The following is a 26,605-nucleotide window of genomic DNA, read 5'->3' on the forward strand; positions in this document are numbered from 1 at the left end:
GAAGCTTTAGCAGGGTGGCTTTTGTTTTTAGTTGCCCATGTTGGAAAAATGTTTCGTTTTTCAACTGTCGGTTTGAGTTAGGTTTTATAGATTTGAATATGGGGTATACTTTGAAAATAGGACAGGCTGTTAGGCGCTATGACAATGAACGTAGAATGGATCAGATCGATTGTGAAAAAGTTTTTCTAAAGGAAGCTCCCGCATTTGGTGAGTTGACCGACCATACTAATGTCAGGATGCCTTCCTATTCCATTTGGGAGATCTTCGCAGAGGAGGTAGGTCTTTACAATTTCTTTTTTGATAAGGAAATGGGGCTGTTGAACGGTGCAGATGGGGTATTTCCGTTAACTCAAGCACATAAGGAAGTTATTGACGCGGCATGTGCTGCTTACGTGGAAAGGTACCCTTTTGTCTTTTCAGTCAAGGCAATAGATTCTCTGAGCGAGGAAAATTTCCACTTCGAACGTCTGAGGTGGCTCAAGTTCTGGACAGACTGGGCGCTCACCAATTGTGACACCCCAATATTTCTGAATGAGCAGTAGCTTCTTGGGCTTCCTTAGTAGCAGATTCAGTGCTCTTCCTCGTTACTCCATTTCAAATCGATGTCGATGAGATGTTTGAGTCTCCATTGTAGAATAGAGACCTTAAAAATAACGGCTTGTAAAATGAGCGGTGTGTGATGGATTAACCATAAAAATGATCGGACGTTTGATAAAGATTGGATTGAAGGTTATCTTTAGGTATATCAAATTGAATTAGCTATGGAAACACTATTGCTAAATGCGATCTCGGTCGATGAATTTATGGATAAGTTGCGTACCATGATCAGGGAAGAGTTGAAAATTGCACTGCAACAGGATCAATTGCTAACCAAGGAGGGTGCATTGAAAATGACTGGAGCGAGCACCGCGGTATTTCTAAAGGCAATCAATGACGGGCTGGTAAAACCTCAATTGGTCAAAGGACGGAAAAAGGCAATGTACTTGGAATCTGAGGTCTTAAAGATAGAGGTCAGAAGACGCAGGAGTAACTCATAACTGGATCATATCGTCTTCTTTGACCGGGATAAAATCAACTCTTTTTTGGTTGAGCAACTCCAAAGCATGGTTCGCGTAGTTGAAATTCTCACACCATTTTTTGCACCGGTGCTGAATTTCGTTGCTGATGTATCTTTTCAGGGAATGATCATATTTTACCATGGCGTAGTTGCCCCTGTAAATGTCAATGTATTCTCCCAGGTTATATTTGAAAAACTCTTCCTGGAGATTTTTGAGGTCTTCTTTAATGACCTCAACTGAGGGTTTGGGGTAATCTGAAACGTTGATGTCTCGCACTTCATCCGGTATTTCATAGGATTTCTTTTTCTTGCTGGCCTTTTTGTTCAAAGCAGCGGAGGCAATCCGTTTTTTTAAACCTTCCTCTTCTTCTTTTAACTTGATGTATCTGGCCAGATTGACATTTCTTTCCTTAAGTTCTTTTGCCAGGGCCAGAATATCTGTTTTGTTGTAATAATGTGTTCTGCCGTGTTTGAAATAATTGGAGAAGGCAAATTGTTCCCGGATAAATTTACCTGTACCGTAATGCGTATCTTTAAAATACTTGTAAAGTTCATCCTCAGAGAGCCACTCATCGCTTGTTTTTTTTAGCTTCTGAAACTCTTTTGCTACCTTATTAAGTGTAGCAGCAGATAATTGATCGGCTTTTGGCAGGTTTGCGGCTCCAGCCAGTTGTACCACTGCAGCTTTTAGTTCTTTTAACTCCTCAAGTATTTGCTGTTCCATAAGATAAATAACTAGAATTCAAGTCCAAATTTCCTAATATCGAAATTACAAAATATCTATAATTGAACTATCCTTATCTTTAACATCATGTTCCATTTATGCTTTAGAAAATGAAATTGGATGAAAAATTAGACCTGATTATAGAACTGTTAAGGGAAATCAATCAGAAGCTGGGCGGCGACCTTCCAACACCCAAACCTGATAAAGTTAAGGTTATCAGGGCTCGTAAACCGACCGAGGAGCAGCTAAGAAATCAAAGAACAGTGGAATGGGCGACAAAAAGTGACCGAAGATCATTCTTAAAGGCATGGAAAAGAGATCTCCCAAAAATTCTGGAGATCCAGAGACATAAGCCAAATTTTTATCCTGAATTTGAACCTCAGACCTTGAAATGGTTTTCTAAATTTAGAAATCCCAATGTGTTTTCTATGAACAGTTAAAACTGGAAATACTTGCGTACTGTAAAGCGGCTACGCTTGAAATGTGAAATATAATAGATAATTATAGAAGAGAACATCCCGAACTTCTTTAGCCAATTAATCATCTTTCATCAGGGCTCAAGCTCTTTAATAGCTGCATTCACCAAAAGTCCAAAAACGATAATGCTGGATACAATCTGACAAAACACAAGTAATCTGACCCATGTGGAATTTGGTACGATATCCCCAAAGTTGGATGAAGTAGCTGCACCAGCACTGAAATACAAAAAGTCAAGGAGGTTTAATCGTTGATTCCTATGAAAGTGGAAATCAATGGTAGCGTCAAGAATTTCTCCTTTTTTTTTTTGAATTGCTTCCAATATAGTTGAATTTTTTAAGTAAAATACATGACCCGAATCGGCAGCTAATATATTTTTTTGATATAGGTCTTTGTCAAAGTAAGTTTTGAAAGATTTGTTGTGCGCTTCAGCAATTATTTTGGCTTCTTCAAGGCGAAGAACCGCTAGCTTAAGGTTCAAATTCGCCGCAGTAACGGCATATTTGTCTTCTGGATTTATGGACGATTGTAGCTTTAGACCATTTATCTCCGTATTTAGTCTGTCCATCTTTATCCTGATCTCAGAGGTATTTTTTCTAATTGTTTTTTCAAGATTTACGGTGTGACTTTTCCATAGCTCATCATTTAGAAATAGATTTTCTTTTGCAAATTTTTGAGTAGCGACGTCATTCTTGACCTTTAGTTTTTCTAATGAGTCAACCGTACCAAAAAGATTACCAATTCTATTATTGATGTCTTTTATTGAGGGCTCTTCATCGTTTTTAAAGGATGGCGGTAGGTCATTGGGGTGAAACTTTAGGCCAATTGTATGCCGGTTGTATTCATCGTTCACCATGAAACAACTTGTGTTGGACATCCAAAAGAACCAATAGGCTCCTGCAAAGGCTATAATTGAGACAATATAAGATATAAGGATTATTAGTATGCGTTTTTTCATAAAGCGTTATAACGTGTGCAAATGTAGCTTCCAGTTTGTTAGATAATTAGCCCATCAGAGGGCGTCTGGCTAAGCTTTCGAATATTTTCATATGAGGGTTCACTTCAAGTTTCATATGGAACAATTTAGGGGCGAATTCATTATTTCGTTGCATGCTCACTTCGGCTTCCAATATTCTTTCTTCTGCAATAATAAGGTTAAGGTTCAGCCAATTAATAGATTGATAGAAATTCGTTGCCGTAAGTTCCCCAAATTTCTCGTCCTGATAGGTTTCTAAATCGATCGGATACCTGTTTTCAAGAGCCATTCCTATTACTCTAGCTGATGCCATCAAAATATAATATACGCTAAATTTTACATCATAGTCATACATATCGTGTCTTAGGCCATACTTAATCCTAATTATCTTATCATGGCTATAGTAACGATTCACAATGTAATTCAATCTCCTTGCGTAGGTTTTCAATATGTCTTTATGGAAAATATCTTTGGTTAATTTTATTAATTCTTCAAATGTCAAAAGTTGAATGTTAGAAGTTTCAGCCGCTTCAAACGCTCCAGATTGAAAACCCTTCTGAGAGACAATGAAGCCTTTATCTGTCCCGGTATCTTCTACAATTGTTCTCAATGCAAGCACATGCAATTTGCTTACTTTTTTATTCCAGTGTTTAGCCTCAATGATCCATTGTATTGGCTGACCAAGGTATTTACTGCGAACCAGAACATCAATATCATGGCTTGTTCGAACGCCCTTCATCTTCATGTTAGTTTGAGCGTCACAACCCAGATCAAAGAATAATGTTTTAATGTCTTCTTGAAATCTGTACCAATCTTTTGCCATATTAAATTTAAGTAAGTAATAATTATTAGGGCAATATAATATCAAAAATCATATTTACCCAGAATTTCATGTAGAGGCGATAATACCTATCTACCTGTAACGCCTCCCGAAATTATGTGAGAGGTTGTTTATACTATTGTAGAGTGAGCGAACTAATAAAGTGCAATATATTACTGACTAATTTGGTGAAAATAAATTCAACTTGGTTTCCTAAAAAAAATCTATCTTGTGTATCATCAACGAATCTCATGAATATAGCGGTCGATATTAATTTCAATAATGTAGCACCAGATCACATTTTTATTACATCTTCCAAAAAACCTAAAGTTGGATTAATTACTTATACCGCTCAATTGGTGTCAAATCAATATTTGGGACAAAATTTGAGTGTAAAAAAGTGGAGGGCATTTAAAAACGAAGTAACCGTTAGTTATAATGAAGGGCCCTTCAAAGGAAAACCAACTAAACCATTAAATTATAATATTATCTCCAGATCAATTAGGGAAGAAAACGGTTTTTTTCCTGAAAAATTTGGTCTTATGGATCATCATTGTGACTGGATGGATGGAACTATGGAAGTAAGGCAAAATTTTCATATGTCAGATCAAACAGGTGTGTTTGGGATGGCTAGTGGCGATTTGCAAAACTATTACGGACAAAATTATCCAATAAAGCCACAACTTCAAAGGGAAGGGCGACTATATACTTCATTTCAACCTCAACTTATACAACGTATTATTAAAGATCGAACAGGATTGATAGAGAATTCTGCAAATGCACTATCAGATGATTGGGTATTCGATCTCAGAAATCTGATAAGTAACGTAATTTCTCTAGTGGAAATAGGTTTTACACAACTGTATATTAAAGCTGAATTTGATCCTTTACCAGGTTGGAATTTCTCAAAGGATAAGCTAGGAGAGCGCCATGGCAGAAGAATGAAAGATAAATTTAAATGGATTTATCAAATTACTGGAAATAATCCCAACGTTGAAGGAGAGTTCCCGAGCTTTGAAAACTTGAGAAAACTAAGGAACCATCTCATGCACTTTGACCCTCCATCATTTGTTGTAACGCTGGAAGAAGCTGCCCTCTGGCTAAACCAAATTATCGACGTTGGGCTTATGCTTATCAAAATTAGAATAGCTTTAGGTATACCTGTTTCTGCAGATCTAATCAATTTGTCATTGCAACATGAAGCTGTTTTTGTACCAGGAACTGAAAATAACCGAACACCCATTTCTAATACTAACCAAGCTGATTATGCGTCATCAACTTGGCATAAGAGCGACAATGATACTTAGCATCTGATAACTTTTAAAATTATTATTTATCATATCCATTGTTGATTTTGCCAATAGAATATTTTTCAAAAAAATCGGCCATTAAAGCTAAATCAGATAGGAAAAAGTTCGAGATTTGTGCACTAGCGACCACCAAACAGAAAGCCGTTTTTCGATAAGAAGAACGGCTTTTTTGATTTAAAGCCATTTAAAAGATGTTGTTCTGCTTCTAAAAGATGAGAAACACTGTAATAACTTATTTCCTACATTTTGTTTGCCTATAAGATTACCAGTGCTTGGTTAATTTTCGATAAGTTTGATTTATGACTACTTATATTGATGAGATCAGAGGAATATTGGCTTCAGCGCGTCAAAATGCTTTTAATGCAGTTAATACAGCCATGGTTGAGGCCTATTGGCTAATAGGCAAACGTATTATTGAGCAGGAACAACATGGGGAAGATCGTGCCGTTTATGGAGAAGGGATTTTAAAGGAGCTTTCTAAAGCATTGACAACTGAGTTTGGTAGAGGTTTTTCATATGCAAACTTGAGAAACTTTCGCCAGTTTTATCTGACATATCGTGATGATAAGATTTGCTACACACTGTGTAGCAAATTAGCATGGAGCCAATATAAATACTTTTTATTATCATAGGTTATTATCTTCAAACGAAAAATCAGAAGATATAAAGGATAGTGAAGTATTAATAAATCAGACAAGAAATGGTTCGAGAAGCACCCAGTTTGTTTTTAATGTCATTCCCGGATTCTTGATCGATGTCGTGTGTGGGTTTATTAAAGTTATTCTGCGTAATTTTATATCGATGAGTCCGGGTAAAGCATATGATAGGATTTGTATTCTTAACGAAGTAGATTTAACGTAATTACACCACTTCTTTATTAAATCTATACATTTGCGTGAAGCCAACTATTCAAATGAATAAATCTAATTTCGAAATAAAACAAGATATTAAAGTTACTGTTGATGCCATTGTTTTTGGGTACAATCAAGAGAATGGTATTTCTGTTTTGTTAATTAAACGAAAGATAGATCCATTTAAAAATGAATGGGCCTTGCCGGGAGGATTTGTACTGGATCAGGAAACGCTTGAAGAGGCTGTGGAGCGCGAGCTGAGAGAAGAGGCCGGTATATCCATAAACTATCTCGAGCAGCTGTTTACTTTTGGAAAGCCGGACCGTGATCCACGGATGCGTATTGTTTCTGTTTCTTATTTTGGTTTGGTGAAGTCTGCTGATTTTAGTCTTTTTGCTTCTACCGATGCTGCTGAGGCTGCCTGGTTTAACATATATGAGCTGCCTGTACTGGCATTTGATCATAAAGATATTGTAGAAAAAGCTATAGCACGGCTAAGAGCAAAAATTACTTATGAGCCCATTGGTTTTGAACTGCTTGATCGTAAATTCCTTTTCTCTGACCTGGAGCACCTTTATTCCTTATTGTTGGGACGTGAGATTGATCGCCGTAATTTTAAACGCAAAATGATGTCCCTGGGTTTGGTGATCGAGCTGGATGAAAAAGCGCCAGCGGTGACAGCCGGCCGTCCTGGTAAACTTTATTCATTTGATAGTGATAAATACAATCAATTGAAAATCAATGGTTTTGATTTAAATAAGCTCATGTAGATTTAATTTGTGTAAAATAAACACAAATTAATTTGGATAAGAAAAATATAAGTATTTAATTTGTGTCATTGTAACACAAATATCTATGAAAACATTAAACTTATCAACCGGATTCAACCCCTTTTCATCTTCAACAGAAGAGATAGAGAGTAAGAGCTTTTTATTTAGTGGGGGCGAGGTCCACATCAAATTACAAGGCAGTGCAGATGAGGTTCTGATCTCCACAAGACTTAACGATTCGAATGAGGTGATGAAGCTTTTGCTGGCAGTAGATGCTTTACGCAGAAGCGGCTGTAAGACCATGAGTGTATTTATTCCTTATCTGCCTTATGCCCGTCAGGACCGGGTTATGGTTAGTGGCGAACCATTGTCTATCAAAGTGATCTGTAACCTGATCAACAGCTGCGGTTTTGAAAAAGTATATGTGTTTGATGTGCATTCGGAAGTTTCATTGGCTTTGCTTGATAACTGTGAGCTGATCAGCAATCATAAGCTGGTAGAGGTAGTGTTAAATGGTCGTGAAGATTATTTGCTCGTTTCTCCCGATGCAGGTGCATTGAAAAAGATATATAAGCTAGCTGAGACGTTAAATTATACCAACGATATCGTATTATGCAATAAAGTACGTGATGTAAGCAACGGGCGGATTAAACAGATTACGGTAGATCAGGACGACCTTGGTGGTAAAGATTGTTTCATTATTGATGACATCTGTGATGGAGGAGCGACCTTTATCGGGGTAGCTAAAGAGCTTAAACAGCGTAATTCGGGCAAAGTGAGTCTCATCGTTTCACACGGTATCATGTCTCGTGGTGATTCGGAATTGGCCGAGTGGATTGACCATATTTACACAACCGACTCCATAAAAGATACCGAAACAACGCTGGTGAGTAGGATCCAATTGGCTAACCTAATAGAATTATAAATTTTTTCGACATTCAAACTTCAATATCATGAACAATATCCTTTTACAAACAGATGTATATAAAATGGGCCATATGGAACAGTATGCCCCGGGATGTAATAAAGTATATTCTTACCTGACTGCACGCAGCGACAAAAACTTTGATGAAACTGTTTTCTTTGGACTGCAATATTATATCAAAAAATATTTATCCGCACCTATTACTCCAGAAATGGGTGAAGAGTTTTTAACTTACCGCAAAATGATACTAGGAAGTAATTCTGAAGCGATTGAAGTTAAAATCAGGGCATTATGTAAATTGGGTTATCTGCCTATTGAAATTAAAGCGGTTGAAGAAGGCACCATTATGCCAGTGCGGAATGTACTCATGACCATTACCAATACGCACCCTGATTTTTACTGGGTGGTGGGCTTTATGGAGAGTTTATTGCTCAAATTGTGGTATACCATTACCGTGGCTACCTGTAGTCACCAATACCGTAAAATTGTAAGCCAGTACTTTAATGAAACCGATGAAGAGCCTATGGCTCCAGCTAAAGATTTCCAGGTCCATGATTTCGGGTATCGCGGTGATGCTTCTGAAGAAGGTGCAGCCATTAGTGGTGTAGCACATCTACTTTCATTTTTAGGCAGTGACAATGTACCAGCCTTGCCCTGTGCGGTGGAATTCTACAATGCAGATGTGAATGGCGAACCTATTTTACTTTCCGTACCTGCAAGTGAACACAGTGTGATGTGTTCTTTTGGAAGAGAAGATGAGATTGGAGCATTCAGACACATGCTGGAACTTTATCCTACAGGTATTGTTTCCATTGTATCTGATACCTTCGATGTTTATAAAGTACTAACAGATTTTGCAGAGATCCTTAAAGAAGATATTCTTAAAAGAGAAGGTAAAGTTGTATTCAGACCAGATAGTGGAAACCCGGAATATATCATTTGTGGTAATCCTGATGCTGAGCAGGGCAGTAATGAGTGGAAAGGCGCCATTCGTTTACTGGATGAGAAATTTGGCAGCAGCCTGAATAGCAAAGGATATAAAGTTCTGAATCCTAAAGTGGGCTTGATTTATGGCGACGGGATGTATTTGGAAAGATATGTGCGTACACTTGACCGTCTAAAAGAAATGGGGTATGCAGCCAGCAATCTGGTGATCGGTGTTGGTGGTATTTTAAGAAATCACAGCAGGGACACGTTGGGTTTTGCCATCAAAGCGACCTATGTTGAAGTGAATGGAGAACCAAGGGAAATTGAAAAAGATCCGATCACAGACCACAAAAAGAAATCACATAAAGGTTTACTTAGTCTGCAGAAGTTGGAAGGCAATTACATCACCAAAGATCAGTGTAATGTGGCTGAGGAAGCTGATTCTCTACTGCAGTTGGTGTATAAAGATGGTCAATTGGTTAAAGAAACCAATTTGTCTGAAATCAGAAAATTGATTAAAGCACAGGAAGCTGCTTTAGTGACCGAGATATAAGAGAATTGAACAACACTTTAAATTTACGAAAATGCGTTACGATATAGAATGGCTCAAAAATAAAGCGACAGATAATGAGAGTTTAAAATTTCTTTATTTCTGGGGACACACCAATAAGTTAAACGAAGCGGCTGGTAAATTCTGTTTTAGTCAATGGTATGAGTCGCCGTTTGTGGTGGATGAGGTAACCTATAAAACAGCTGAGCATTGGATGATGGCAAAAAAGGCTTTGTTGTTCGGGGATTTAGAGATTTTCGAGAAAATTGTGATTTCGGAGAAGCCCAGTGAAGTAAAAGATCTCGGCAGGAGAATTTCGGGGTTCAATGATGAAATTTGGACTGCAAAGAGGTATGAAATTGTTAAGACAGGGAATTTGCATAAGTTTAATCAGCATCCGGAATTGGCTAAATACTTATTGAGTACAGGTGAAAGGATTTTGGTAGAGGCCAGCCCTGTAGATTATATTTGGGGTATCGGAATGGCCCAGGATCATTTAGATGCCTCAAAACCAGACAAGTGGTTGGGATTGAATCTGTTGGGTTTTGCTTTGATGGAGGTCAGGGATTTATTGGTTTAATTGGCTTTATGGTAATGAATAATAGGATCAAGGTTATAAAAGGCGATATCACAAAATGCAATGTTGACGCAATAGTCAATGCTGCAAATACTTCATTGATGGGGGGTGGAGGTGTGGATGGTGCCATTCACCGTGCAGGTGGCCCCGCGGTTCTTGAAGATTGTCGCAGGATTGTAGCTCGGCAGGGTGGTTGCAAAACTGGTCAAGCTGTTGTAACAACTGGCGGGAATTTGCTTGCAAAATTTGTAATTCATACCGTTGGTCCGGTGTATAATGGGGGGAAGGGGAATGTTGTCGAGTTACTCAAGTCATGTTATCTGAACTCTCTATTGCTGGCAACAGAAAGTAAATGTAAAACTATTGCTTTTCCAAACATTAGTACCGGGATTTATGGATACCCTAAATTAGCTGCTGCAGAAATTGCAGTGGCCACAGTAAAAGAATTTATAGATAAAAATGATAGAATTGAAACAGTGATCCTCGTTTGTTTTGATGAGGAAAATTTATCGGTCTTAATGTAGTATAAAGGCCGTTTTATGATTTAGCCCACTTAATTTACGTACGTGTATAAAAGAATAATACTAGATAAGCGCTGGTTACAGCTCATTTACAGCTTCGGTTGTTTCCCGAAAAGTAACATATCTGGTTTTGAGAATTTGCCCAAATATTTTGAAAAAAGAGCTTTGGTAATGTCAAAAAAAAGACCTATGTTAAAAATAAAAATGCCGGGAATAATGACGTAAGGATGCCAAAAATACAGATACCGCCAACCATAGCCATGGCTTTCATTTATATACGTATAAACCAATATTCCTGCCGCAAAAGCAATCAATAGTATCAGCCCAATCACATTAAGCGCCATGGTCTTGGTATTCCATTTCAGCACCTGCCCGTCTATTTCAATGTAGGGAGGTTTCGGTTCTCTGTCCAGCAAAATCCCAATGGTATTGCCCACTTCAAAGCTACGTTGATTAGGTTTTGAGTCCAAAAACTCAAACTCTTCCAAAACCGTTCCATCTCTTTTTTCACCATGCTGCAAAAATCGGTTAAAGCCATTTTTTTTCGAAAGAGGATTAATCAAAAATTGTTTGATGTAATAGATAAATACGATTAACCAAAGTGTCGTGCCCAGGCCAAGCAAAACGAATGCTTCGCTGGCAGATGTATTCATCATCTGATAATCGCTTTGATGATGGTCTCCTCCGTAATGGAGAATGAGTGGCAGTCCAATCGCGAAAAATAACAAATAGATGATCCAAAATATTCTAAAACCATTCCAAAATTTCATAGAAACCAGTTTTTCAGAGATAAAAATAACGATTTACTTTGTTAAAGATAGGTAATATTTTATTCGTAGAGATGCGTAATTTTATATCGATGAGTCCGGGTAAAGCATATGATAGAATTTGTATTCTTAACGAAGGATCATAATAAAGGCAAAAAATAAACTATTAAAATCACAAAAATGCATATCTCCTCCTTTCTAAGTTAAGCATATAGCGACTTATTTATCCGGCAAACCCGTATATTAGTTGAACTCATTACTATCAAATTAAGGTTATGGAAAACGGCTATTTAGAAAGTGCCATCAAGCAATTTATGTACTATAAAATGTTAGGTGAAAAAACATTTGATCAAATCTCTGAGGAGCAGTTGTTTTGGCAGCCCAGTCCGGACAGTAACAGTATCGCTACCATTGTTAAGCACTTGTCGGGCAACATGCTTAGCCGATGGACAGAACTTTTAACAACCGACGGCGAAAAGCCCTGGCGTAACCGCGAGGGAGAGTTTGAGAATGACTTGGGCTCCAGGGCGAAAGTGCTTAGCTTATGGGAGCAGGGTTGGAAGGTCATGCTGGATACGCTCATCTCGTTGTCTGATCATGACCTGAACCGGATCGTTTATATCCGTAACCAAGGCCACACGGTGATGGAGGCAATCAACAGGCAGCTTGCACATTATCCTTATCACGTAGGGCAGATCGTTTATATCGGCAAAATGCTGGCTTCGAACTGGCAATCTTTATCTATCCCAAAGGGCAATTCAGTACAGTTCAATGCGGATAAATTTGCGCAGGAAAAGCATCTCGGGCATTTTACAGATGAGTTTTTAAAGCAGAGCGGTGCCCCAGAATAGTGATTTTTTAATTATACCACATCAGTAGTAATCTCAAGCTTGTATCCTTTTCCGCGTATCACAACAATTTTGATATTCGGATCAAAGTCCAGTTTTTTTCTAAGTTTTGATATGAACATATCCAGACTGCGACCCACTATAACACCTTCATCTTCCCAGATTTCTTTTTGCAGACGGCTTCTCGCTATGGTCTCGTTTGGAGACAATGCGAAAATGAGCAATACGCGGTTTTCCGTTCCGGTCAGATCTATTGCATTTCCATTGATGATGAGCTTCCGATTGCTCGCGTCGAACAAGGCAGGGCCTAAAGTAAACATGTTGTTAGATTGGCCATCAGGTAAAGCTTTTGGCCGCTTAACAGATCTCAGAAAAATAAAGCCAACAAACGCTAAAAAGGGCAGACTGCTCAGAAGATACCCATTCTTTACTGTAATTATTCCTGTCCGTTTAAATTTAATGTTGATCAGGTAACATGCTCTGGGTTGTGTTCTCCCTATACATGTTATAATATCATCTTTCTTGTTTTTAGATATGGCATATTCATAGACTACATTGGAGTTGCCACAGTTCAGAACATTAACAATATAATCACTGGTGAGGGGGGCTTTGGCCAACAGGCGCCGGGTGGTATTCACCAGGGAGTCCGGTCGAAAAGTAAGCTCATTCTCAAAGCTGATCAGGTATTCATCTTCGGTGATCTTTTTTACCGGAAGTACCCGTGATGTACTGTCTCCCGATTGTAGGAGTAAGTCATGTCCGATTCTGCGGAGCAAAACTTCCCTTGTGGCGAAATCAAAGTTGCCACTACCGGACATACCGAAAGCTGCGCAGATGACAGTGATCGATGAGATTACGATCAATCCGAGCAGGTACTTGCGTTTCCCTGACAGGAGATTTGAGCTATCGGACATGCTATTAAAGTTTATTTACAAAGTTTACATTTTTTATTTAGAATTCTGATTGTTCAGGCTGAAAGATATCAAAGTAAGTATAGCGGGGCAGAAATAGCGTATGTCGCAACAGTTGTGTACAAACCGGAATTGATAAAGGCTTGAAACGTCAAATAATTTTTATATTTCTTTCCTTTTAATATAATAAATGACGTTATTGGTTTTACAAAGACAATCTACTATTACTTTGTATTTCAATATGAAAAAAGCTTTGGTGTTTTTTTGGCTGGTATTTTTGTTTTCTGCCATTGGATGTCTATTTTGGTATAACGATCTCATTTACCAATTGCCAACACCAATTCCTAAAGACTATAAATCAATTGAGAAAGGAAGTTTGATAGTCTTTAACAAAGACTTGAACAAGGACCATAGTAAACCTGTTTTTCTCCATTTTTTTAATCCAGACTGTCCCTGTTCACGATTTAACATCAAGCATTTTAAATCGTTGGTTAAAGCGTATGGCGATCGTATTGATTTTAGGGTAGTGGTACTGAGCCCAAAGTCTTTTACTCAGGAAATCATCCAAAATAAGTTTGGTCTTCAAATCCCTATTTTATTTGATGCAACCCTTGCCAAAGCTTGCGGTGTGTATTCTACACCCCAGGCAGTTTTACTGGATCAGGATCAACGTTTATATTATAGAGGTAACTATAACACTACGCGTTATTGTACAGATGAAAAAACCAGTTTCGCAAAAATAGCACTGACTGGTTTGTTGAAAAAACAAACTGATCTGGTTTTCAGTGAGGCCGCACTAAAATCCTATGGTTGTACTTTGCCAGACTGCAAATGATGAATAATTTTTGAACCGATTTAAGCAATGATTTCGAACAACCATATCACTATTTCTGATAACCAAAACCGCCTGCTTTTCCTCGGAGTTAAGGAAAGAACGGATCGTTTAATGAATTACTTTTTATGGGGATACTTCATATTGGGGCTAATCTTTGCGCAATTTTATGATACCTGGTTAATTGCATTTGGGGTAGGTGGTCTGTCTTTGCTGGCTTATTATTCCGTGAAATATTTTTTACCATCATCCAATCTGTATCAATACGTTTTGAGCGCAGTGTTGGGTATTTTTATGGCTCAGTTTATTTACCAGATGCATGGATTATTCGAAATGCATTTCTTTGCCTTTATTGGCAGTACACTGCTCATCACCTATGAGAAATGGAAACTACAGTTGCCCATGCTCGTTGTGGTGATGGTTCATCATGCGGTATTTGGCTATTTGCAAAATAGTGGAGTAAACGAAATCTATTTTACAAGGCTTGATTATTTTGATCTGCAGACCTTTATCATCCATATATTGCTGTCGGCCATGATTTTTTTCATCTGTGGATTGTGGGCTTACTTACTCAGGAAATCTAATGAAAAGCAGGTTGTCCAGACCTTAGCACTGGCTGAACTACAAAAAGAAGCTCAACTGTTATTAGTCCGTAAACAGAATCAGGAGGTATTGGAAAAAGCCAACGAGAAGCTTAAGGTATCCAATTTAGCTTTGGAAAAAGCCAGAGCTGAAGCTGATCGGGCCAATCAGGCAAAAAGCATCTTTTTGGCTAACATGAGTCATGAGATCCGTACCCCTATGAATGGGGTAATGGGAATGGCAATGCTTTTAAAGGAAACGGAACTGAATAAGGAGCAGTATATGTTTGCAGACGTAATTGCGAATTGCGGCGAGACATTGATTAATGTGATCAACGACATACTGGACTTTTCTAAAATAGAATCTGGCCATATGGAATTAGCATCTGAGGACTTTGACTTGCGTAAGTGCATTGAAGATGTTTTGGACATATTTGCAGTTAAAGCCGCTGAACTTCAATTGGATTTAATTTATGATATGGAAGAAGATGTTCCTGCGCAAATTGTTGGAGATCAGCTACGGTTGAGGCAGGTGTTAATTAATCTGGTTGGAAATTCCATCAAATTTACCGAACAAGGTGAGGTTTTCGTACGGGTTTCTTTGGGGAATACTTTACAAGACGGACAGTTCGAACTGAAATTTGAAGTACGTGATACTGGTATTGGAATAGCAGCTGATAAATTGGGTAATTTGTTTGACGCTTTTTCGCAGGTTGATTCTTCTGCAACCCGTAAACATGGTGGCACAGGCCTGGGCCTCGCCATCTCACAAAAGCTTGTTAAACTCATGGGGGGCGAAATTAATGTAGAGAGTGAACCGGATCAAGGATCAACCTTCTCATTTATGGTGCATACACAAATCGGAACGCAGTTCATCGTGCCATATGCCAGTTACAGTATGGCTGAACATGCAGGTAAAAAGGTGATGATTGTTGATGATAATGCCACAAATCTGAGTATTTTAAATAAGCAGCTTGGATATTGGAATTTACAACCTATACTAGCCAGTTCAGCTAAACAAGCCTTGTCAATACTATCACTTGATCCTTCAGTTGATTTGGTGATCACAGATATGCAGATGGCCGGAATGGATGGTGTAATGCTGGCCAAGTTGATGAAACAGCGCTATCCATTTATTCCGATCATTTTGCTGAGTGCTATTGGTGAAGAATTTGAAGCACGTCAACTGGACCTGTTTTATTCGGTCATTACAAAGCCAATTCATCAACATACTCTTAATAAAGAGGTTTCGAATGCATTGCAAACAAGTAGGCAGGCCATAGTAGAAGAACGGGTACTTGGTAAAAAAATGTCTGCTGATTTTTCAATAAAATATCCCTGCACATTGTTGGTCGCAGAGGATAAATTAGTAAACCAATTGGTTATTCTCAATATTCTAGAACGGTTGGGTTATAAACCTGACCTGGTGAGCAACGGAATAGAGGCCGTTGGGGCTGTGCAAAGGAAAGATTATGATATTGTGTTAATGGACATGAAAATGCCGGTAATGGATGGTTTAGTGGCGACTCGACTGATCAGAGAACAGCAATTGAAACAGCCAGTTATTATTGCGTTAACAGCCAATACATTAAAAGGGGATGAACAAGATTGTCTAAATGCTGGGATGGACGATTACATCGGTAAGCCTATTCGCCTCGAAGACTTGATGGATAAACTTGAAAAATGGTGCAGATAGCTATAATAACCATGGTTTCTAAGAATGGTTAAAAATAACCATTTTGATTTGCAGGTTTAGAAATTAATCCTCACCTTAGTCCCCGAGAGCGTTAATTTGAAAAGCCGGACTTGTCTCCTGATAAGTCTGGCCTTTTTTTGTCCTATGCATTTGCAGTTTTATGACATCATTCCAAGGCTAAAACGATATGTAAAGCTGATTTGCACTACGGACTGCGATGAAGCTACAGATAGACGGCATATTCGTTAAAAGCAGGTCTGCTAGATGAATTGTGGATGTTAGTGCATCCTATTCTTTAAGAAACTGCACTTGCTTTGTTTCTTCTGCTGGTGTATCTGTGGATTCTGTTGTTACCTCAATGGTATCTTCTTTTTTGCGTGACACCGGAACTGGTGGAACACCAGTAACGCCAATGCCCACCGATGCCAAAACAATCAGCAACACGAATCCAATCAGTTTCATTGTTTTTTTGAAACGTTTCATAATGTTGTAAATGAATGATACTGTCGCCCTTTACAGGCAACCTCATAATTAATTGTAAATCGAGTGAAGCCGGGATCCGGCTGCAGGAATAAATTATCCGGCTATAGATAGTTCATCGCCGGAATTTTCGGGAATAGCTAGCCTGAAGAAGTGAAAAGGTGGTTTAATGTGGTACCGTTTTACCATCAGCTGGTCAAACTCAACTTTTACCAACTGCGTGTATGTACGGTGCAGATTTGCAAAATTCTGATCAAAGTCACTTACCAGGGGCTGATAACGGCACAGTCTGCATCCACTTTGATAGGATATGGTTCTTTTGGACACTTTTACTATCTTAGCTATAGAAACTTCTGTTTTTACAGCCTGACGAAGATCTTGTTCAATTGCAGCCGAAAATCCGCCGAAAGTAAAAATGCTGAATAGCATACACATCCCCAACAGCAATTTGGCTGGTTGATATTTACTCGCGATTTTGGTGAAAATGTGCATCGAAAGTAAAGATAATCAATTAGTTTTACTGATAAACAAAATTCTCCCAATAATGAGTTTAGAAACATCTGTTCCGGTTATAATTCCAGGTAATGAGCGGTTTTTACGTTTTATTGTAGATACAAAGTATAGCATCTATCGTCGTACATTATTTGTACTGATACTATTCATCACTATGCTTGGAGGAAATAAGACCCACGAATTTACTGATCAGACCTTTTATGTTCTGAAGGCGGCAGGATTTTTCTTTACCCTATTGCTGATCAGTCTCAATTTATACGTTCTGATACCTGTTTACTTGTTTAAAGGCCGGTATTTGCATTATGTTTTTTGGGTATTTGTAGTGATTGTCTGTTCCTTTATTCTCTATACCATTTTAAAAGCACAACTTCCTGAGTTGAGGATTAAGCCGGTTAAACAGGATGACGATGGGTACATGGCTGATTTTTTGTCACTCAGCATGATATTATGTATCCTGTGCGCAGCCACGTCCGGGCTGAAACTCTTTCAGCGATGGATCAAGGATAACTACCGAATCGTTCAGCTGGAAAACATTCGCATGCACACAGAAATGGATTTTTTAAAGAATCAGATTAATCCACATTTTTTATTTAATATGTTGAATAATAGCCAGGTTTTGATTCAGACTGATCCAGACCGGGCTAGTGAAATCCTCATCAAATTATCGGATTTACTCAGGTATCAATTATACGACAGCGGAAGGCAACAGGTGCTGCTTAGCGCGGACATTCGTTTTTTGATCCACTTTTTATCTTTGGAAAAAATCCGCAGGGATTATTTTGAATTCCAGGTACAGCAAGAGGGTACAGAACAAGCAGTATTGCTGCCACCGCTTTTATTTATACCTTTTGTAGAAAATGCAGTAAAACATAATATTCAATCCGTTGAAGGTGCTTTTGTGCAGCTGAGTTTTAAACTAATCGGGAGATCGCTTATTTTTGAATGTCGTAACCCCAAACCACTGTCAGGCCATACATTAGCGGAAAAAGGGGGGCTGGGTTTACCCAATGTTAAAAGACGACTGGAATTGTTGTATCCTGGAAAGTATCAGTTACAGCTAAAAGAAGAACCAGCATTATATACTGTCCATTTAAAACTGAGCTTATGAAATGTCTGATCGTAGATGATGAACCTCTGGCAAGAGCGGGGGTCCGGATTCATTTAAAAGATTATCCTGCCCTGGAGCTGGTGGGCTGTTTTAATCGTGCAGCTGACGCAGCTGCTTATTTGTTGTTGAACCCGGTGGACCTTATTTTTTTGGACATTCAGATGCCAGGTGTAAGTGGAATTGACTTTGCAAGGTCATTGGGAAAAACTACGATGGTTATTTTTATTACCGCACATGTAGAGTACGCATTGGAAAGTTATGAAGTGGATGCCATCGATTACCTGGTTAAACCGATTCATCCCGAGCGTTTTCAGCGTGCAGTAACAAAAGCTATCGGTTATTCCGCTTTGTTAACGCAACAAAACCTGGGTAATTCCATCGAATTTGCAGATCCGGATTTTCTCTTTGTCAGATCCGAAAGGCAGTTTTTAAAAGTTTATTTTAAGGAATTGCTATTTATCGAGGGCTTGAAGGATTATGTAATCCTTCATTTAAAAGATCAGCGGTTGATGACCGCAATGAACCTCAAAGCCATCCATCAGAAATTACCGGAACATCTTTTTATCAGGGTAAGCAAGTCATATATTGTAAATACGGCACAAATCAAAGTATTCGATAACAATAGTATTTACATCAATGAAAATGAAATCCCCATCGGAAATAACTATCGGAGTTTCTTTTTTGAAACCTTTGTAAACAACAAATTATTGAACCGTTAATCGATAAAAATATCATTTGGTCTAAATTTCCACCAATTTGGTCTAAAATTTAAAATAGACTAGTCCTCGCTTGATAAGTTTGCTGGTATGAAGATCAGCTATAAGCCCGCATTTTACTTGTTTTTTACGCTTATCATTTTAATCTCCAGTTTGTGCCTGGATGTATTGATGATTTATAGGCCTGAATTTTTCATCAGGTGGCTTAAATTATTTCTTTTAAGTTGTCTCATCCTCATCTGTTCCAGTACTACTTACGGATTTGTATACGGAGAACATAAGCAGATTGGCGACCTTGCCTTTTACAACAGGATGCAGTATTTAGCCGGGCGGGCAGATTCAAAGCTACTTTACCGGTATCTCGAAAGTTTAACACAAAAGGATGTGGCTGGGTATGGTTTCCCTGCTTTATCCGCTGTCGGAACAGTACAAGTTACTTATGGGATGTTAAGTGCGTTGTCAGGTGATCATCAAAATGACCCGGTGGTATTGGAGGCTCAGTTGAGAGATCCCAACTCAATTATTCAAAAGATTATCCAGCTTCACCAGCTGTATCTGGACAAAGGTGAAAAGGCTGCTCCGGATGCAGATTTGACTAAACTTGACATCAGTTATGCACTTACCGCTACAGTTAACCTCTCTCATTTCTATGCTTATGGCAAATCTTTTCCAGATCAACTGAAAGATTTTGATCCTGCAAAGGTGAAACAGGCCTCAGACCGGGCATATTTGTCGGCCTTTGTTAAAAGCCTTTTGCATACCAATGCCATGAGAATGTATGTCAGCCTGCATCTTCTGGCTATAGATCTGGCCGAAAAAAGTGGGAAGATGGCATTGGCAGATGCAGCGGATGCAGCAAATCTTTTGCAACAAGCTTTACTGATCAATGGTTTTGCAGATCATTTTCTGGAAGATGCATTTTCCGGTGGACATTTGGTGGTTAACCGCAGAATGCTTGAATCTTTCACTAACAACAAAGCACTCCATGATTTTTATTCTGAACATGGTACTATGGTGGTTAACCAAAAAGGACAGATTTGGAGGGCTTATGGAGATGGTAAATTTGAAGCAGAAAATACCACTGGGAAACGGGTTATTTTAGCTGTAGAATTGTCTTTGCAGGATTTGATGGATGCATTTGTTATGGCCTCAAATGACAAAGCATATGGAGGTTTTTTGAGCCTGATACCCGACCAAAAAGAACTTCAGCCGGATTACCTCATTAAACATATTGCTGCCCTTAGCCTGGTGCCTATTCCGTATAACTCCAACCTGGAAAAGTTGATGCCTGCAAGCATCGCAGTCACAGATTCCATGAGGAAGGTGAACCAATTGCTGTATTATCGGAATTTTATCAAGAGCAGGATAGGCAATTCCTTTCTGATCGGTACACAGAATGCAGTGGCCGGGCCAACAATTACCGGACTTGAATTCAGGTTAAATGCATTCAATTTCAGTAAAAAATATGCTTATAATGCGGCAGGTGGTAAAAAAGGAATGTTGGATTACTGGCATGGATATACGCTTTCGTATCACATCCTAAAATCAAGGACAGATGGACCCAAAAGACTGATTTCTCAAATCACCGGGGGAGTAAGGAGTAATTTTGATTACTGGTTGAGCGAAAGACGTTTTTTGGGACTATACAGTTATATGGAAACCGGACTACAATTTGAGAACCATCATACAGACCTTATTTTTGCACCGTCATTGGGGATCAATCTGGGTTCATTGCTGAATATCAATTATTATAACATGCCAGCCTGGCTCCGTATACCTGCAATGTACCTGCTGCCACTTAAAGTCCGTTATGGACCGGTGTTATCTTTTTCCCATAAACCAGAACACTTTGTAGCAATTGAACTGGACCTGTTTCTTTAAATGGTTTTTTGGGATAGGCTATATGCAATGATATTTCAAAGCATGTTATAACTACAATAGGGAGATTTATCTGGTTTAACTTCAATATTTTCTAATGAATGGTTCGAAGGGAATATTGAGCAGCCCATGCCGATACCTTGGATCGCCAATCTGTTTGATTTTTTTTAATCCCTGCTTTGTCATCAAAAATTTCAAACCTGTAAAATCATAATAGGTAGAATAGACCCTGGTATAAAAATGGAAAGATGTAAAGGGTATTTTTTCCAAATCGAAGAAATAACTTTGGCTGCGGTGGTGATCTTCAATCGCCATAATCAGTAATTTATTATTTTCGGGCTTTTTGATTTCTATGTAATGAAACAGGCGGATATTATCTTTTTCAGTATATAAGATGCTGTCTTTTTCCAATCGTTTAAATGCCCTGATCGGAATGGATTTTAAACCGGTATCGGTAACCTCAAACGCCTGATATTTGTCGGGCTCAGCAATGTTGTCAAAATATATTTTCAGGTATCCAGCTTGTACGTATTCTTTTATGGGGTAAATGTAACTGAACTTATTGGTATTGAGTTCAGATGGACTTAACTTATGAACAAAACCTGGTAAAAGGTCGTTTTCCGGCATTTCAGAAAAAAGAGTCACCGTATCCTTATGAATTTTATAACGTCCCTTAGCATAATATCTATATCCTAAATCCTCATTGGCTTTGGGATTATAAACTTCGCTATAGGTATAGGTCGAGTCCTGCTCAATTAGAATAAATTCGTTTGTTGGATCACTTTTATAAATAACATGTTGCGAAAATGAAAACATTGGGAATACCAGGAAACCCATCCATATGGTTAGCTGTCTAAATCTGTGAGCGCTTTTCTGTTTCATTTGTTTAAAAGTACAAAAAGTTCAATGTAATCATTTCAATTATAGCAGCTCTTTTAGGTAAAAGAAGAAGCCACTACTTGTTAGGAAACAGTCCCAGGTTTAAAGAAAAAGACACACCCGTTGATCTTAGTCTGGCGTTTCCATAGCCAATTCCGGTTAAGGGCAGTTTGATAAATGGTTGTACCCCAATACTCAGTCCTCTTGAAATTTCCCGATTGAAGCTTACCCCAATGTTAGCTACACCAAACAGGTATTGATTTTCATTGTTAATTTCGATACTTCTTGGGTTTTGTGTGGAAGCAGGATTGGAAGGCCTAAATTGGTATTTTTCCTTTAACATCACATAACTGGAGGCACCAGCATTTAAACTGATCGAGTATTTTTTATGATCAAGTAACCTGTAATTTACATTAACAGGAATGTCCAATACATTACAATCGGCATTTACATCCCACGGATATGCTGCTGCATTGTTTTGCTGACCAAATCCGGTGTAATTGTAGCGTTTTCTGGAATAAATAAGACCAGAAGTAACGCTTAATCTAGTGGTTAAATTGTAGTTCGCCAGGATGCCCAAATTTGAACTCAACTTAGATGGCTTACTCATTTTGGTAACTGAAATATCTGGCGCAGCGATAAAACTGAGCGTCAAGCCTTGATTTTTGAATAAACCCGGTTTGGATTTGTCTTCTATAGCTTTGCGGATATGTAGTAGTTCTTGCACCGTAATTTTTTCTGGGTCAATGAGGGCTATACTGGCCATTTTTGCCGTTTCGAATGGGGGATGTAAAGCACTATCATTGTTTAAAGCTAGTAATTGAACCTGCTCGGTTTTGATGTTTTTGGCGCTTTCGTTTTGCAGGGTTTCTTTAATTAGCGTATTTGTAAGCAAGGGTACTGCTTTAGTTAAGGAGGGTTTGATCGTTGTAGGTTTTGCTGTATTTTGTTTTTCAATAGTTTGTCTTGTACCAGGTTGTTGTCTGGATTTTCTTGGGGTGTTGATGGTTAACTCCGGATTTTTCCGGATTTTTTGAACTCCCCTTGATTCAGCGAAATACCAAAATGCAAATAGTGCCAATGCTGCAGCGATGCCACTTGCGGTAAATAACCACATTGGGAAAATTCTTTTTTTATCCTGTTGATCCAGTTTGGCTTCCATTTTCTCCCAATCCATTTCCTTAAATGGAATATCAGGACTGTCTAAGCCTTGCCTGAAAAACTGATCTATTTTATTTTCTTCTTCCATCAGTGCTTATCCTTTATTTATGATTTCATCACTTGTTCCCAAAATGAGGAGTTTTTCCTGTAATTTCTGGCGGGCTTTAAACAGGTTAGATTTGGAGGTACCTATTGATATATTTAGCAATTCCGCTATTTCTTCATGTGTAAAACCGTCTATGGCAAATAAATTAAATACCGTTCGGTAAGCTGGAGAAAGGTTATTGATCAGTGCCAACAGATCCTTATAAGCCAGCTGTTCATAAACTCCCGGAGCTATGGGAAGTCCTTCATATTCGTCAACATCATCATGATTGCTAAATTTTAGATTACTCCGGTAATGATCTATAGCAGTATTGGTCATGATGCGCCCAAGCCAGGTTTTAAAGGGTTTATCTGAATTGTAACGGTCGATGTGGTTAAAGACTTTTAAAAAGCCGTTGTTGAGTACGTCGGAAGCATCGAAATCACTAATTCCATACCTCCGGCATATAGCCATCCCATAACTATAAAATTCTTTATAGAGCAAGTACTGACTGGACCTGTCTTTCTTGATACATCCGTTAATTATTGCCTGCACCTATAAGCGATTCAAAGTTTAATCCGGGTTATTTTATGCTGTATACGGAGCAACTGCCTTGATGGTTGCCAAAGATATTTATTTTTCTTTGAATTTTATTTAATGATTTGATTTTTAGGAGTTTAATATTTTTTATGAGACGAACAACCTTTTGATATTGGGGCTCGTAATGGTGGTATGAAGTACATAAATTCAAATTTAAACAAAAAGACATGTTGACTATCTATTCAAAAAAAATCGCTTTCTTAAGTCTTGCCGCTCTGATCGGGCTGGCTTCCTGCGGAAAAAATAACGAAGGTTCGACACCTTCCGGGACCGATCCTTATGGCAACCCTGTACCAACCCCTCCGACAGCCGCAAAAACCAATTTGACACTAACTTCAAACGTTAAATTTGGTAATATCCTCACCGATGGTGATGGCAAAGCATTGTATTTTTTTGCGATCGATGCAAATGGGAGCTCTGGTTGTACAGGCGGATGTGAAATAGCCTGGCCGGTATATTATGCAGGTAACGAGATTGCACCTGCTGGAATTGCTGCAGCTGATGTTGCAACAATAACCCGGGCCGACGGAAAAAAGCAAACCACTTATAAAGGTTGGCCATTGTATTACTATGCTGGAGATGCGGCCAAAACTGACGTCAATGGCGATGGTTCTGGGGGTACCTGGTTTGTAGCTAAACCTGATTATTCCATTATGCTGGCGAACAACCAACTTGTGGGAGCAAATGGCAAAAATTACATAGACGGGGCCAAAGAAGGAACGGGTACAACCCAATATTTAACCGATGCGGCTGGAAGAACTTTGTATGCTTATGCGCCTGATACGTTCAATACAAACACCTATACCAAAGCAGATCTAAGTAACAATACTGTCTGGCCAATTTATGAGTCTGAAATTTTGAATGTCCCATCTGTTTTGAAAAAGGAAATGATGGTTCAAATAACGGCTGTTGGTAAAAAACAACTTACCTACAAAGGACATCCTTTATATTACTTTGGTTCGGATGTAAAAAGAGGTGACAATAAAGGTGTCAGTCAGCCGGTTGCCGGGGTGTGGCCAGTACTAACTGTAAATACTGTTGCCCTTAGCCAATAAGCTGATGAAACCAAAGTATAAAGTAATGATTGTCCTATGCTGCTTTGCTGTAGCTTATGCGGCATTATTGTCCTGCACCAAAAAACAGGCTAATGAAATGATTATAGACCAAAACCCTGCACCTGAAACTCCTGGTACAGGGGTAATGTACGCCGGCGCTGTTCAAAATTTATTAAGCAACAGATGTGGAACCTGTCATTCGACAGGTAGATCTGCAGCTGTTTTCTGGAACTTTTCAGGCTATACTGCGGTAACTACCAATGCAGACAGAATCAAACAAGCTGTGCTGATTAATAAAACCATGCCAATGGGCGGTAGTCTCAATGCCTCAGAGTTGAAATTGCTGCAAGATTGGTTTAACGATGGAATGAAACCTTAACATCTTATGATCAAAAAAATAAGCCTTATGGTGCTGTTGCTCTACACTGTACAAGCACAGGCACAACAATTATGGAGCAGTCAGAAAGCCGCTGTGTCTTTTTTTTCCAGTACGGTAATGGAAGACATTGAAGCAAAAAGTGCTTCCGGAAGTTCTGTATTGGATGGTCAAACGGGTACGATCGTTTTCAAAGTGGCCAATACTTCGTTTCAGTTTAAAAAAAAGCTCATGCAGGAACATTTCAATGAGAATTATATGGAAAGTGAGAAGTATCCATATACCACATTTAAAGGTAAACTGAAAGATTTGCCCGACCTGTCAAAAAATGGAACCTATCTGCTTGCTTTTGAAGGGAACTTAAACCTTCATGGTGTAACTAAAGTTTATCAGGGAAATGTTAACCTGGTTGTAGCCAATGGCGTACTGTCTGCTAAAAGCACGTTTAAAATACGCATTGCTGATCACGAGATTAAAATTCCAACACTGGTTTTTAAAAATATTGCAGAATATGTAGAAGTACGTATTGTGGCTCAATATCTACCCAAATCATCAATTTAAACTACCAAACATGCATTTCTTAAAATATCATTTATTATTATTATTTATGCTGTTCAATTCGGCAATTTCTTTTGGTCAGCAGGATCTTGAAAAAGAGCTAGTCATGCCTGCAAATAAGCATGAAAAAGTGATGGCAACCTTTAAATCTACGAAATTGATTAATGGACACACCAATGAAACCATTTATAAACATGAGCTTGATTTTAAAGTTGACCATCGCTTTGGGGACATTGCCGGAAGTAATGGCGGGATCAGGAAATTCTTTGGGTTGGACAATTCTACCGACGTTCGAATTGGTTTTGAATACGGTGTTACCGATCGGTTGAGTATTGGACTGGCCAGGGCAAAGGGGGCAAACTCGGTGCAGCAGCTTTATGAAGGGAGTCTGAAATTCAGGCTGCTTGAACAAACTATTGATGATCATATCCCAGTTGCCGTAACCTTGTTTGGCAGTAATACCATTGCTGGAGTAGAAGCCAGTAAAGATTTAACATCCGCAACCGCTTATCGAGGTTTTACAGATCGCATGAACTACGTGGCGCAAGTTATTTTTGCCCGTAAAATAAACAGTAATTTGTCTGTAACGCTAAGTCCGGGATATGTACATCGGAATTTTACGGCTTTTCGGGATCAGAATGATCTGTTCACGCTCGGCGCAGGTGCAAGGGCTAAAATTAGCAAACGTATGGCCGTTGTTGTGGATTATTATCTGCCGTTTAGAAATTCGGATGATCAGGCTTATCTCGAACAGTTAAATGGATTTAAGTTTTACAATCCCTTAGGTGTTGGATTGGAAATGGAAACTGGTGGACATGTGTTTCATCTAAATTTTACCAATGCTACCGCCATAGAGGAAATGCAGTATCTTCCTGAAACAACTACATCCTGGTTAAAAGGGCAGTATAGATGGGGTTTTAGTATCTCAAGACGCTTTTCTTTTGATCGCGCTAAGAAATAATCAGATTTACCATTTTAACTTGCTGATTTTACTCCAGTTGGTGGTACATATTGTAAATAGCAGATTTAATAAAGCATCCATAATTAGCAGGTTAAGTTACCAAGATACAAAAAAT

30 protein-coding genes are annotated in these 26,605 nt (G+C 38.6%); 20 read left to right on the forward strand and 10 right to left on the reverse strand.

Annotated features, from left to right (window positions below; translation table 11 throughout):
* Window positions 1-98: 98 nt before the first annotated feature.
* Window positions 99-542, forward strand: coding sequence for a hypothetical protein (locus IM797_RS11790; protein WP_194127333.1), 444 nt, complete (start codon window positions 99-101; stop codon window positions 540-542).
* A gap of 219 nt (window positions 543-761) precedes the next feature.
* The gene (locus IM797_RS11795; RefSeq protein ID WP_194127334.1) at window positions 762-1,037 is read left to right on the forward strand and encodes a hypothetical protein; all 276 of its coding nucleotides are present in this window, start codon (window positions 762-764) and stop codon (window positions 1,035-1,037) included.
* Here the strand turns inward: IM797_RS11795 and IM797_RS11800 are convergent.
* Window positions 1,032-1,781, reverse strand: coding sequence for a hypothetical protein (locus tag IM797_RS11800; protein ID WP_194127335.1), 750 nt, complete (start codon window positions 1,779-1,781; stop codon window positions 1,032-1,034). The two genes, IM797_RS11795 and IM797_RS11800, sit on opposite strands and share 6 nt — an antisense overlap.
* A gap of 110 nt (window positions 1,782-1,891) precedes the next feature.
* Between IM797_RS11800 and IM797_RS11805 the strand changes: the two genes are divergently transcribed.
* Window positions 1,892-2,221, forward strand: a complete 330-nt coding sequence (locus IM797_RS11805; protein WP_194127336.1) for a hypothetical protein — start codon at window positions 1,892-1,894, stop codon at window positions 2,219-2,221.
* Window positions 2,222-2,331: 110 nt separating this feature from the next.
* On the opposite strand, the gene IM797_RS11810 is transcribed toward IM797_RS11805, so the two are convergent.
* Window positions 2,332-3,114: a potassium channel family protein gene (locus IM797_RS11810; RefSeq protein ID WP_194127337.1), complete on the reverse strand. Its 783-nt coding sequence runs from the start codon at window positions 3,112-3,114 to the stop codon at window positions 2,332-2,334.
* A gap of 148 nt (window positions 3,115-3,262) precedes the next feature.
* Window positions 3,263-4,057, reverse strand: coding sequence for a restriction endonuclease (locus IM797_RS11815; protein WP_194127338.1), 795 nt, complete (start codon window positions 4,055-4,057; stop codon window positions 3,263-3,265).
* Window positions 4,058-4,305: 248 nt separating this feature from the next.
* On the opposite strand from IM797_RS11815, the gene IM797_RS11820 reads away from it, so the two are divergent.
* From IM797_RS11820 to IM797_RS11850, 7 genes are all read left to right on the forward strand, one after another.
* Window positions 4,306-5,361, forward strand: coding sequence for a hypothetical protein (locus IM797_RS11820; RefSeq protein ID WP_194127339.1), 1,056 nt, complete (start codon window positions 4,306-4,308; stop codon window positions 5,359-5,361).
* A 302-nt stretch (window positions 5,362-5,663) separates the two neighbouring features.
* A complete protein-coding gene (locus tag IM797_RS11825) occupies window positions 5,664-5,996 on the forward strand; it encodes a DUF1016 N-terminal domain-containing protein (protein WP_194127340.1) in 333 nt (110 codons plus the stop codon).
* Window positions 5,997-6,277: 281 nt separating this feature from the next.
* Window positions 6,278-6,985, forward strand: coding sequence for an NUDIX domain-containing protein (locus tag IM797_RS11830; RefSeq protein ID WP_194127341.1), 708 nt, complete (start codon window positions 6,278-6,280; stop codon window positions 6,983-6,985).
* A gap of 85 nt (window positions 6,986-7,070) precedes the next feature.
* Window positions 7,071-7,910 (forward strand): ribose-phosphate diphosphokinase, encoded by an 840-nt coding sequence (gene prs / locus IM797_RS11835; RefSeq protein ID WP_194127342.1) that lies wholly within the window; start codon window positions 7,071-7,073, stop codon window positions 7,908-7,910.
* A gap of 28 nt (window positions 7,911-7,938) precedes the next feature.
* The gene (locus tag IM797_RS11840) at window positions 7,939-9,390 is read left to right on the forward strand and encodes a nicotinate phosphoribosyltransferase (RefSeq protein WP_194127343.1); all 1,452 of its coding nucleotides are present in this window, start codon (window positions 7,939-7,941) and stop codon (window positions 9,388-9,390) included.
* Between the two features lie 31 nt (window positions 9,391-9,421).
* The gene (locus IM797_RS11845) at window positions 9,422-9,967 is read left to right on the forward strand and encodes an NADAR family protein (protein ID WP_194127344.1); all 546 of its coding nucleotides are present in this window, start codon (window positions 9,422-9,424) and stop codon (window positions 9,965-9,967) included.
* Window positions 9,907-10,488, forward strand: a complete 582-nt coding sequence (locus IM797_RS11850; RefSeq protein WP_370583079.1) for an O-acetyl-ADP-ribose deacetylase — start codon at window positions 9,907-9,909, stop codon at window positions 10,486-10,488. The genes IM797_RS11845 and IM797_RS11850 overlap by 61 nt, the downstream gene beginning before the upstream one ends.
* 86 nt (window positions 10,489-10,574) lie before the next feature.
* Here IM797_RS11850 and IM797_RS11855 read toward each other — a convergent pair whose 3' ends face one another.
* A complete protein-coding gene (locus IM797_RS11855) occupies window positions 10,575-11,255 on the reverse strand; it encodes a hypothetical protein (protein WP_194127345.1) in 681 nt (226 codons plus the stop codon).
* A gap of 272 nt (window positions 11,256-11,527) precedes the next feature.
* On the opposite strand from IM797_RS11855, the gene IM797_RS11860 reads away from it, so the two are divergent.
* A complete protein-coding gene (locus IM797_RS11860; RefSeq protein ID WP_194127346.1) occupies window positions 11,528-12,103 on the forward strand; it encodes a DUF1572 family protein in 576 nt (191 codons plus the stop codon).
* Window positions 12,104-12,114: 11 nt separating this feature from the next.
* Here the strand turns inward: IM797_RS11860 and IM797_RS11865 are convergent, their stop codons facing one another.
* On the reverse strand, window positions 12,115-13,014 hold the full coding sequence (locus IM797_RS11865) for a winged helix-turn-helix domain-containing protein (protein ID WP_194127347.1): 900 nt from the start codon (window positions 13,012-13,014) through the stop codon (window positions 12,115-12,117).
* Window positions 13,015-13,252: 238 nt separating this feature from the next.
* Between IM797_RS11865 and IM797_RS11870 the strand changes: the two genes are divergently transcribed.
* Window positions 13,253-13,846 (forward strand): thioredoxin fold domain-containing protein, encoded by a 594-nt coding sequence (locus tag IM797_RS11870; RefSeq protein ID WP_194127348.1) that lies wholly within the window; start codon window positions 13,253-13,255, stop codon window positions 13,844-13,846.
* Window positions 13,847-13,957: 111 nt separating this feature from the next.
* Window positions 13,958-16,120, forward strand: coding sequence for a response regulator (locus IM797_RS11875; RefSeq protein WP_194127349.1), 2,163 nt, complete (start codon window positions 13,958-13,960; stop codon window positions 16,118-16,120).
* A gap of 288 nt (window positions 16,121-16,408) precedes the next feature.
* Here the strand turns inward: IM797_RS11875 and IM797_RS11880 are convergent, their stop codons facing one another.
* Both IM797_RS11880 and IM797_RS11885 read right to left on the reverse strand, forming a co-directional pair.
* A complete protein-coding gene (locus IM797_RS11880) occupies window positions 16,409-16,603 on the reverse strand; it encodes a hypothetical protein (RefSeq protein ID WP_194127350.1) in 195 nt (64 codons plus the stop codon).
* A 93-nt stretch (window positions 16,604-16,696) separates the two neighbouring features.
* A complete protein-coding gene (locus IM797_RS11885; RefSeq protein ID WP_194127351.1) occupies window positions 16,697-17,092 on the reverse strand; it encodes a hypothetical protein in 396 nt (131 codons plus the stop codon).
* 52 nt (window positions 17,093-17,144) lie between these two features.
* Here IM797_RS11885 and IM797_RS11890 point away from each other — a divergent pair, with 52 nt between their 5' ends.
* From IM797_RS11890 to IM797_RS11900, 3 genes are all read left to right on the forward strand, one after another.
* Entirely contained in the window at window positions 17,145-18,221 is a 1,077-nt protein-coding gene (locus IM797_RS11890; protein WP_194127352.1) for a sensor histidine kinase, read from the forward strand.
* Window positions 18,218-18,940, forward strand: coding sequence for a LytTR family DNA-binding domain-containing protein (locus tag IM797_RS11895; protein ID WP_194127353.1), 723 nt, complete (start codon window positions 18,218-18,220; stop codon window positions 18,938-18,940). Before IM797_RS11890 ends, IM797_RS11895 begins: the two co-directional genes overlap by 4 nt.
* A gap of 87 nt (window positions 18,941-19,027) precedes the next feature.
* Window positions 19,028-20,818: a hypothetical protein gene (locus IM797_RS11900; protein WP_194127354.1), complete on the forward strand. Its 1,791-nt coding sequence runs from the start codon at window positions 19,028-19,030 to the stop codon at window positions 20,816-20,818.
* 81 nt (window positions 20,819-20,899) lie between these two features.
* On the opposite strand, the gene IM797_RS11905 is transcribed toward IM797_RS11900, so the two are convergent.
* The 3 genes from IM797_RS11905 to IM797_RS11915 form a co-directional block, all read right to left on the reverse strand.
* The gene (locus IM797_RS11905; protein WP_194127355.1) at window positions 20,900-21,697 is read right to left on the reverse strand and encodes a hypothetical protein; all 798 of its coding nucleotides are present in this window, start codon (window positions 21,695-21,697) and stop codon (window positions 20,900-20,902) included.
* 73 nt (window positions 21,698-21,770) lie between these two features.
* Entirely contained in the window at window positions 21,771-22,943 is a 1,173-nt protein-coding gene (locus tag IM797_RS11910; RefSeq protein WP_194127356.1) for a hypothetical protein, read from the reverse strand.
* Window positions 22,944-22,949: 6 nt separating this feature from the next.
* Window positions 22,950-23,495, reverse strand: coding sequence for a sigma-70 family RNA polymerase sigma factor (locus tag IM797_RS11915; protein ID WP_194127357.1), 546 nt, complete (start codon window positions 23,493-23,495; stop codon window positions 22,950-22,952).
* A 212-nt stretch (window positions 23,496-23,707) separates the two neighbouring features.
* Between IM797_RS11915 and IM797_RS11920 the strand changes: the two genes are divergently transcribed.
* From IM797_RS11920 to IM797_RS11935, 4 genes are read left to right on the forward strand one after another with little or no spacing between them, the layout of a single operon-like run.
* On the forward strand, window positions 23,708-24,595 hold the full coding sequence (locus tag IM797_RS11920) for a hypothetical protein (protein ID WP_228098822.1): 888 nt from the start codon (window positions 23,708-23,710) through the stop codon (window positions 24,593-24,595).
* A 4-nt stretch (window positions 24,596-24,599) separates the two neighbouring features.
* Window positions 24,600-24,974, forward strand: a complete 375-nt coding sequence (locus tag IM797_RS11925) for a hypothetical protein (protein ID WP_194127358.1) — start codon at window positions 24,600-24,602, stop codon at window positions 24,972-24,974.
* A 6-nt stretch (window positions 24,975-24,980) separates the two neighbouring features.
* Complete coding sequence (locus IM797_RS11930) at window positions 24,981-25,532, forward strand: YceI family protein (RefSeq protein ID WP_194127359.1); 552 nt, start codon at window positions 24,981-24,983, stop codon at window positions 25,530-25,532.
* Between the two features lie 10 nt (window positions 25,533-25,542).
* Window positions 25,543-26,490, forward strand: coding sequence for a DUF5777 family beta-barrel protein (locus tag IM797_RS11935; protein ID WP_194127360.1), 948 nt, complete (start codon window positions 25,543-25,545; stop codon window positions 26,488-26,490).
* Window positions 26,491-26,605: the final 115 nt, after the last annotated feature.

The sequence above is a fragment of the Pedobacter sp. MC2016-24 genome, assembly GCF_015223055.1.
Taxonomy (GTDB): Bacteria; Bacteroidota; Bacteroidia; order Sphingobacteriales; family Sphingobacteriaceae; genus Pedobacter.

Bases quoted from the DNA above. Each gene is read 5' to 3' on its own strand.
- IM797_RS11810 (WP_194127337.1), bottom strand. From the start codon at position 3,114: ATGGTGAACGATGAATACAACCGGCATACAATTGGCCTAAAGTTTCAC.
- IM797_RS11935 (WP_194127360.1), top strand. From the start codon at position 25,543: ATGCATTTCTTAAAATATCATTTATTATTATTATTTATGCTGTTCAAT.
- IM797_RS11845 (WP_194127344.1), top strand. From the start codon at position 9,422: ATGCGTTACGATATAGAATGGCTCAAAAATAAAGCGACAGATAATGAG.
- IM797_RS11805 (WP_194127336.1), top strand. From the start codon at position 1,892: ATGAAATTGGATGAAAAATTAGACCTGATTATAGAACTGTTAAGGGAA.
- IM797_RS11920 (WP_228098822.1), top strand. From the start codon at position 23,708: ATGTTGACTATCTATTCAAAAAAAATCGCTTTCTTAAGTCTTGCCGCT.
- IM797_RS11910 (WP_194127356.1), bottom strand. From the start codon at position 22,943: ATGGAAGAAGAAAATAAAATAGATCAGTTTTTCAGGCAAGGCTTAGAC.
- IM797_RS11840 (WP_194127343.1), top strand. From the start codon at position 7,939: ATGAACAATATCCTTTTACAAACAGATGTATATAAAATGGGCCATATG.
- IM797_RS11825 (WP_194127340.1), top strand. From the start codon at position 5,664: ATGACTACTTATATTGATGAGATCAGAGGAATATTGGCTTCAGCGCGT.
- IM797_RS11800 (WP_194127335.1), bottom strand. From the start codon at position 1,781: ATGGAACAGCAAATACTTGAGGAGTTAAAAGAACTAAAAGCTGCAGTG.
- IM797_RS11885 (WP_194127351.1), bottom strand. From the start codon at position 17,092: ATGCACATTTTCACCAAAATCGCGAGTAAATATCAACCAGCCAAATTG.
- IM797_RS11905 (WP_194127355.1), bottom strand. From the start codon at position 21,697: ATGAAACAGAAAAGCGCTCACAGATTTAGACAGCTAACCATATGGATG.
- IM797_RS11795 (WP_194127334.1), top strand. From the start codon at position 762: ATGGAAACACTATTGCTAAATGCGATCTCGGTCGATGAATTTATGGAT.
- IM797_RS11880 (WP_194127350.1), bottom strand. From the start codon at position 16,603: ATGAAACGTTTCAAAAAAACAATGAAACTGATTGGATTCGTGTTGCTG.
- IM797_RS11895 (WP_194127353.1), top strand. From the start codon at position 18,218: ATGAAATGTCTGATCGTAGATGATGAACCTCTGGCAAGAGCGGGGGTC.
- IM797_RS11855 (WP_194127345.1), bottom strand. From the start codon at position 11,255: ATGAAATTTTGGAATGGTTTTAGAATATTTTGGATCATCTATTTGTTA.
- IM797_RS11890 (WP_194127352.1), top strand. From the start codon at position 17,145: ATGAGTTTAGAAACATCTGTTCCGGTTATAATTCCAGGTAATGAGCGG.
- IM797_RS11875 (WP_194127349.1), top strand. From the start codon at position 13,958: ATGAATTACTTTTTATGGGGATACTTCATATTGGGGCTAATCTTTGCG.
- IM797_RS11865 (WP_194127347.1), bottom strand. From the start codon at position 13,014: ATGTCCGATAGCTCAAATCTCCTGTCAGGGAAACGCAAGTACCTGCTC.
- IM797_RS11820 (WP_194127339.1), top strand. From the start codon at position 4,306: ATGAATATAGCGGTCGATATTAATTTCAATAATGTAGCACCAGATCAC.
- prs (WP_194127342.1), top strand. From the start codon at position 7,071: ATGAAAACATTAAACTTATCAACCGGATTCAACCCCTTTTCATCTTCA.
- IM797_RS11900 (WP_194127354.1), top strand. From the start codon at position 19,028: ATGAAGATCAGCTATAAGCCCGCATTTTACTTGTTTTTTACGCTTATC.
- IM797_RS11860 (WP_194127346.1), top strand. From the start codon at position 11,528: ATGGAAAACGGCTATTTAGAAAGTGCCATCAAGCAATTTATGTACTAT.
- IM797_RS11930 (WP_194127359.1), top strand. From the start codon at position 24,981: ATGATCAAAAAAATAAGCCTTATGGTGCTGTTGCTCTACACTGTACAA.
- IM797_RS11830 (WP_194127341.1), top strand. From the start codon at position 6,278: ATGAATAAATCTAATTTCGAAATAAAACAAGATATTAAAGTTACTGTT.
- IM797_RS11790 (WP_194127333.1), top strand. From the start codon at position 99: ATGGGGTATACTTTGAAAATAGGACAGGCTGTTAGGCGCTATGACAAT.
- IM797_RS11870 (WP_194127348.1), top strand. From the start codon at position 13,253: ATGAAAAAAGCTTTGGTGTTTTTTTGGCTGGTATTTTTGTTTTCTGCC.
- IM797_RS11815 (WP_194127338.1), bottom strand. From the start codon at position 4,057: ATGGCAAAAGATTGGTACAGATTTCAAGAAGACATTAAAACATTATTC.
- IM797_RS11925 (WP_194127358.1), top strand. From the start codon at position 24,600: ATGAAACCAAAGTATAAAGTAATGATTGTCCTATGCTGCTTTGCTGTA.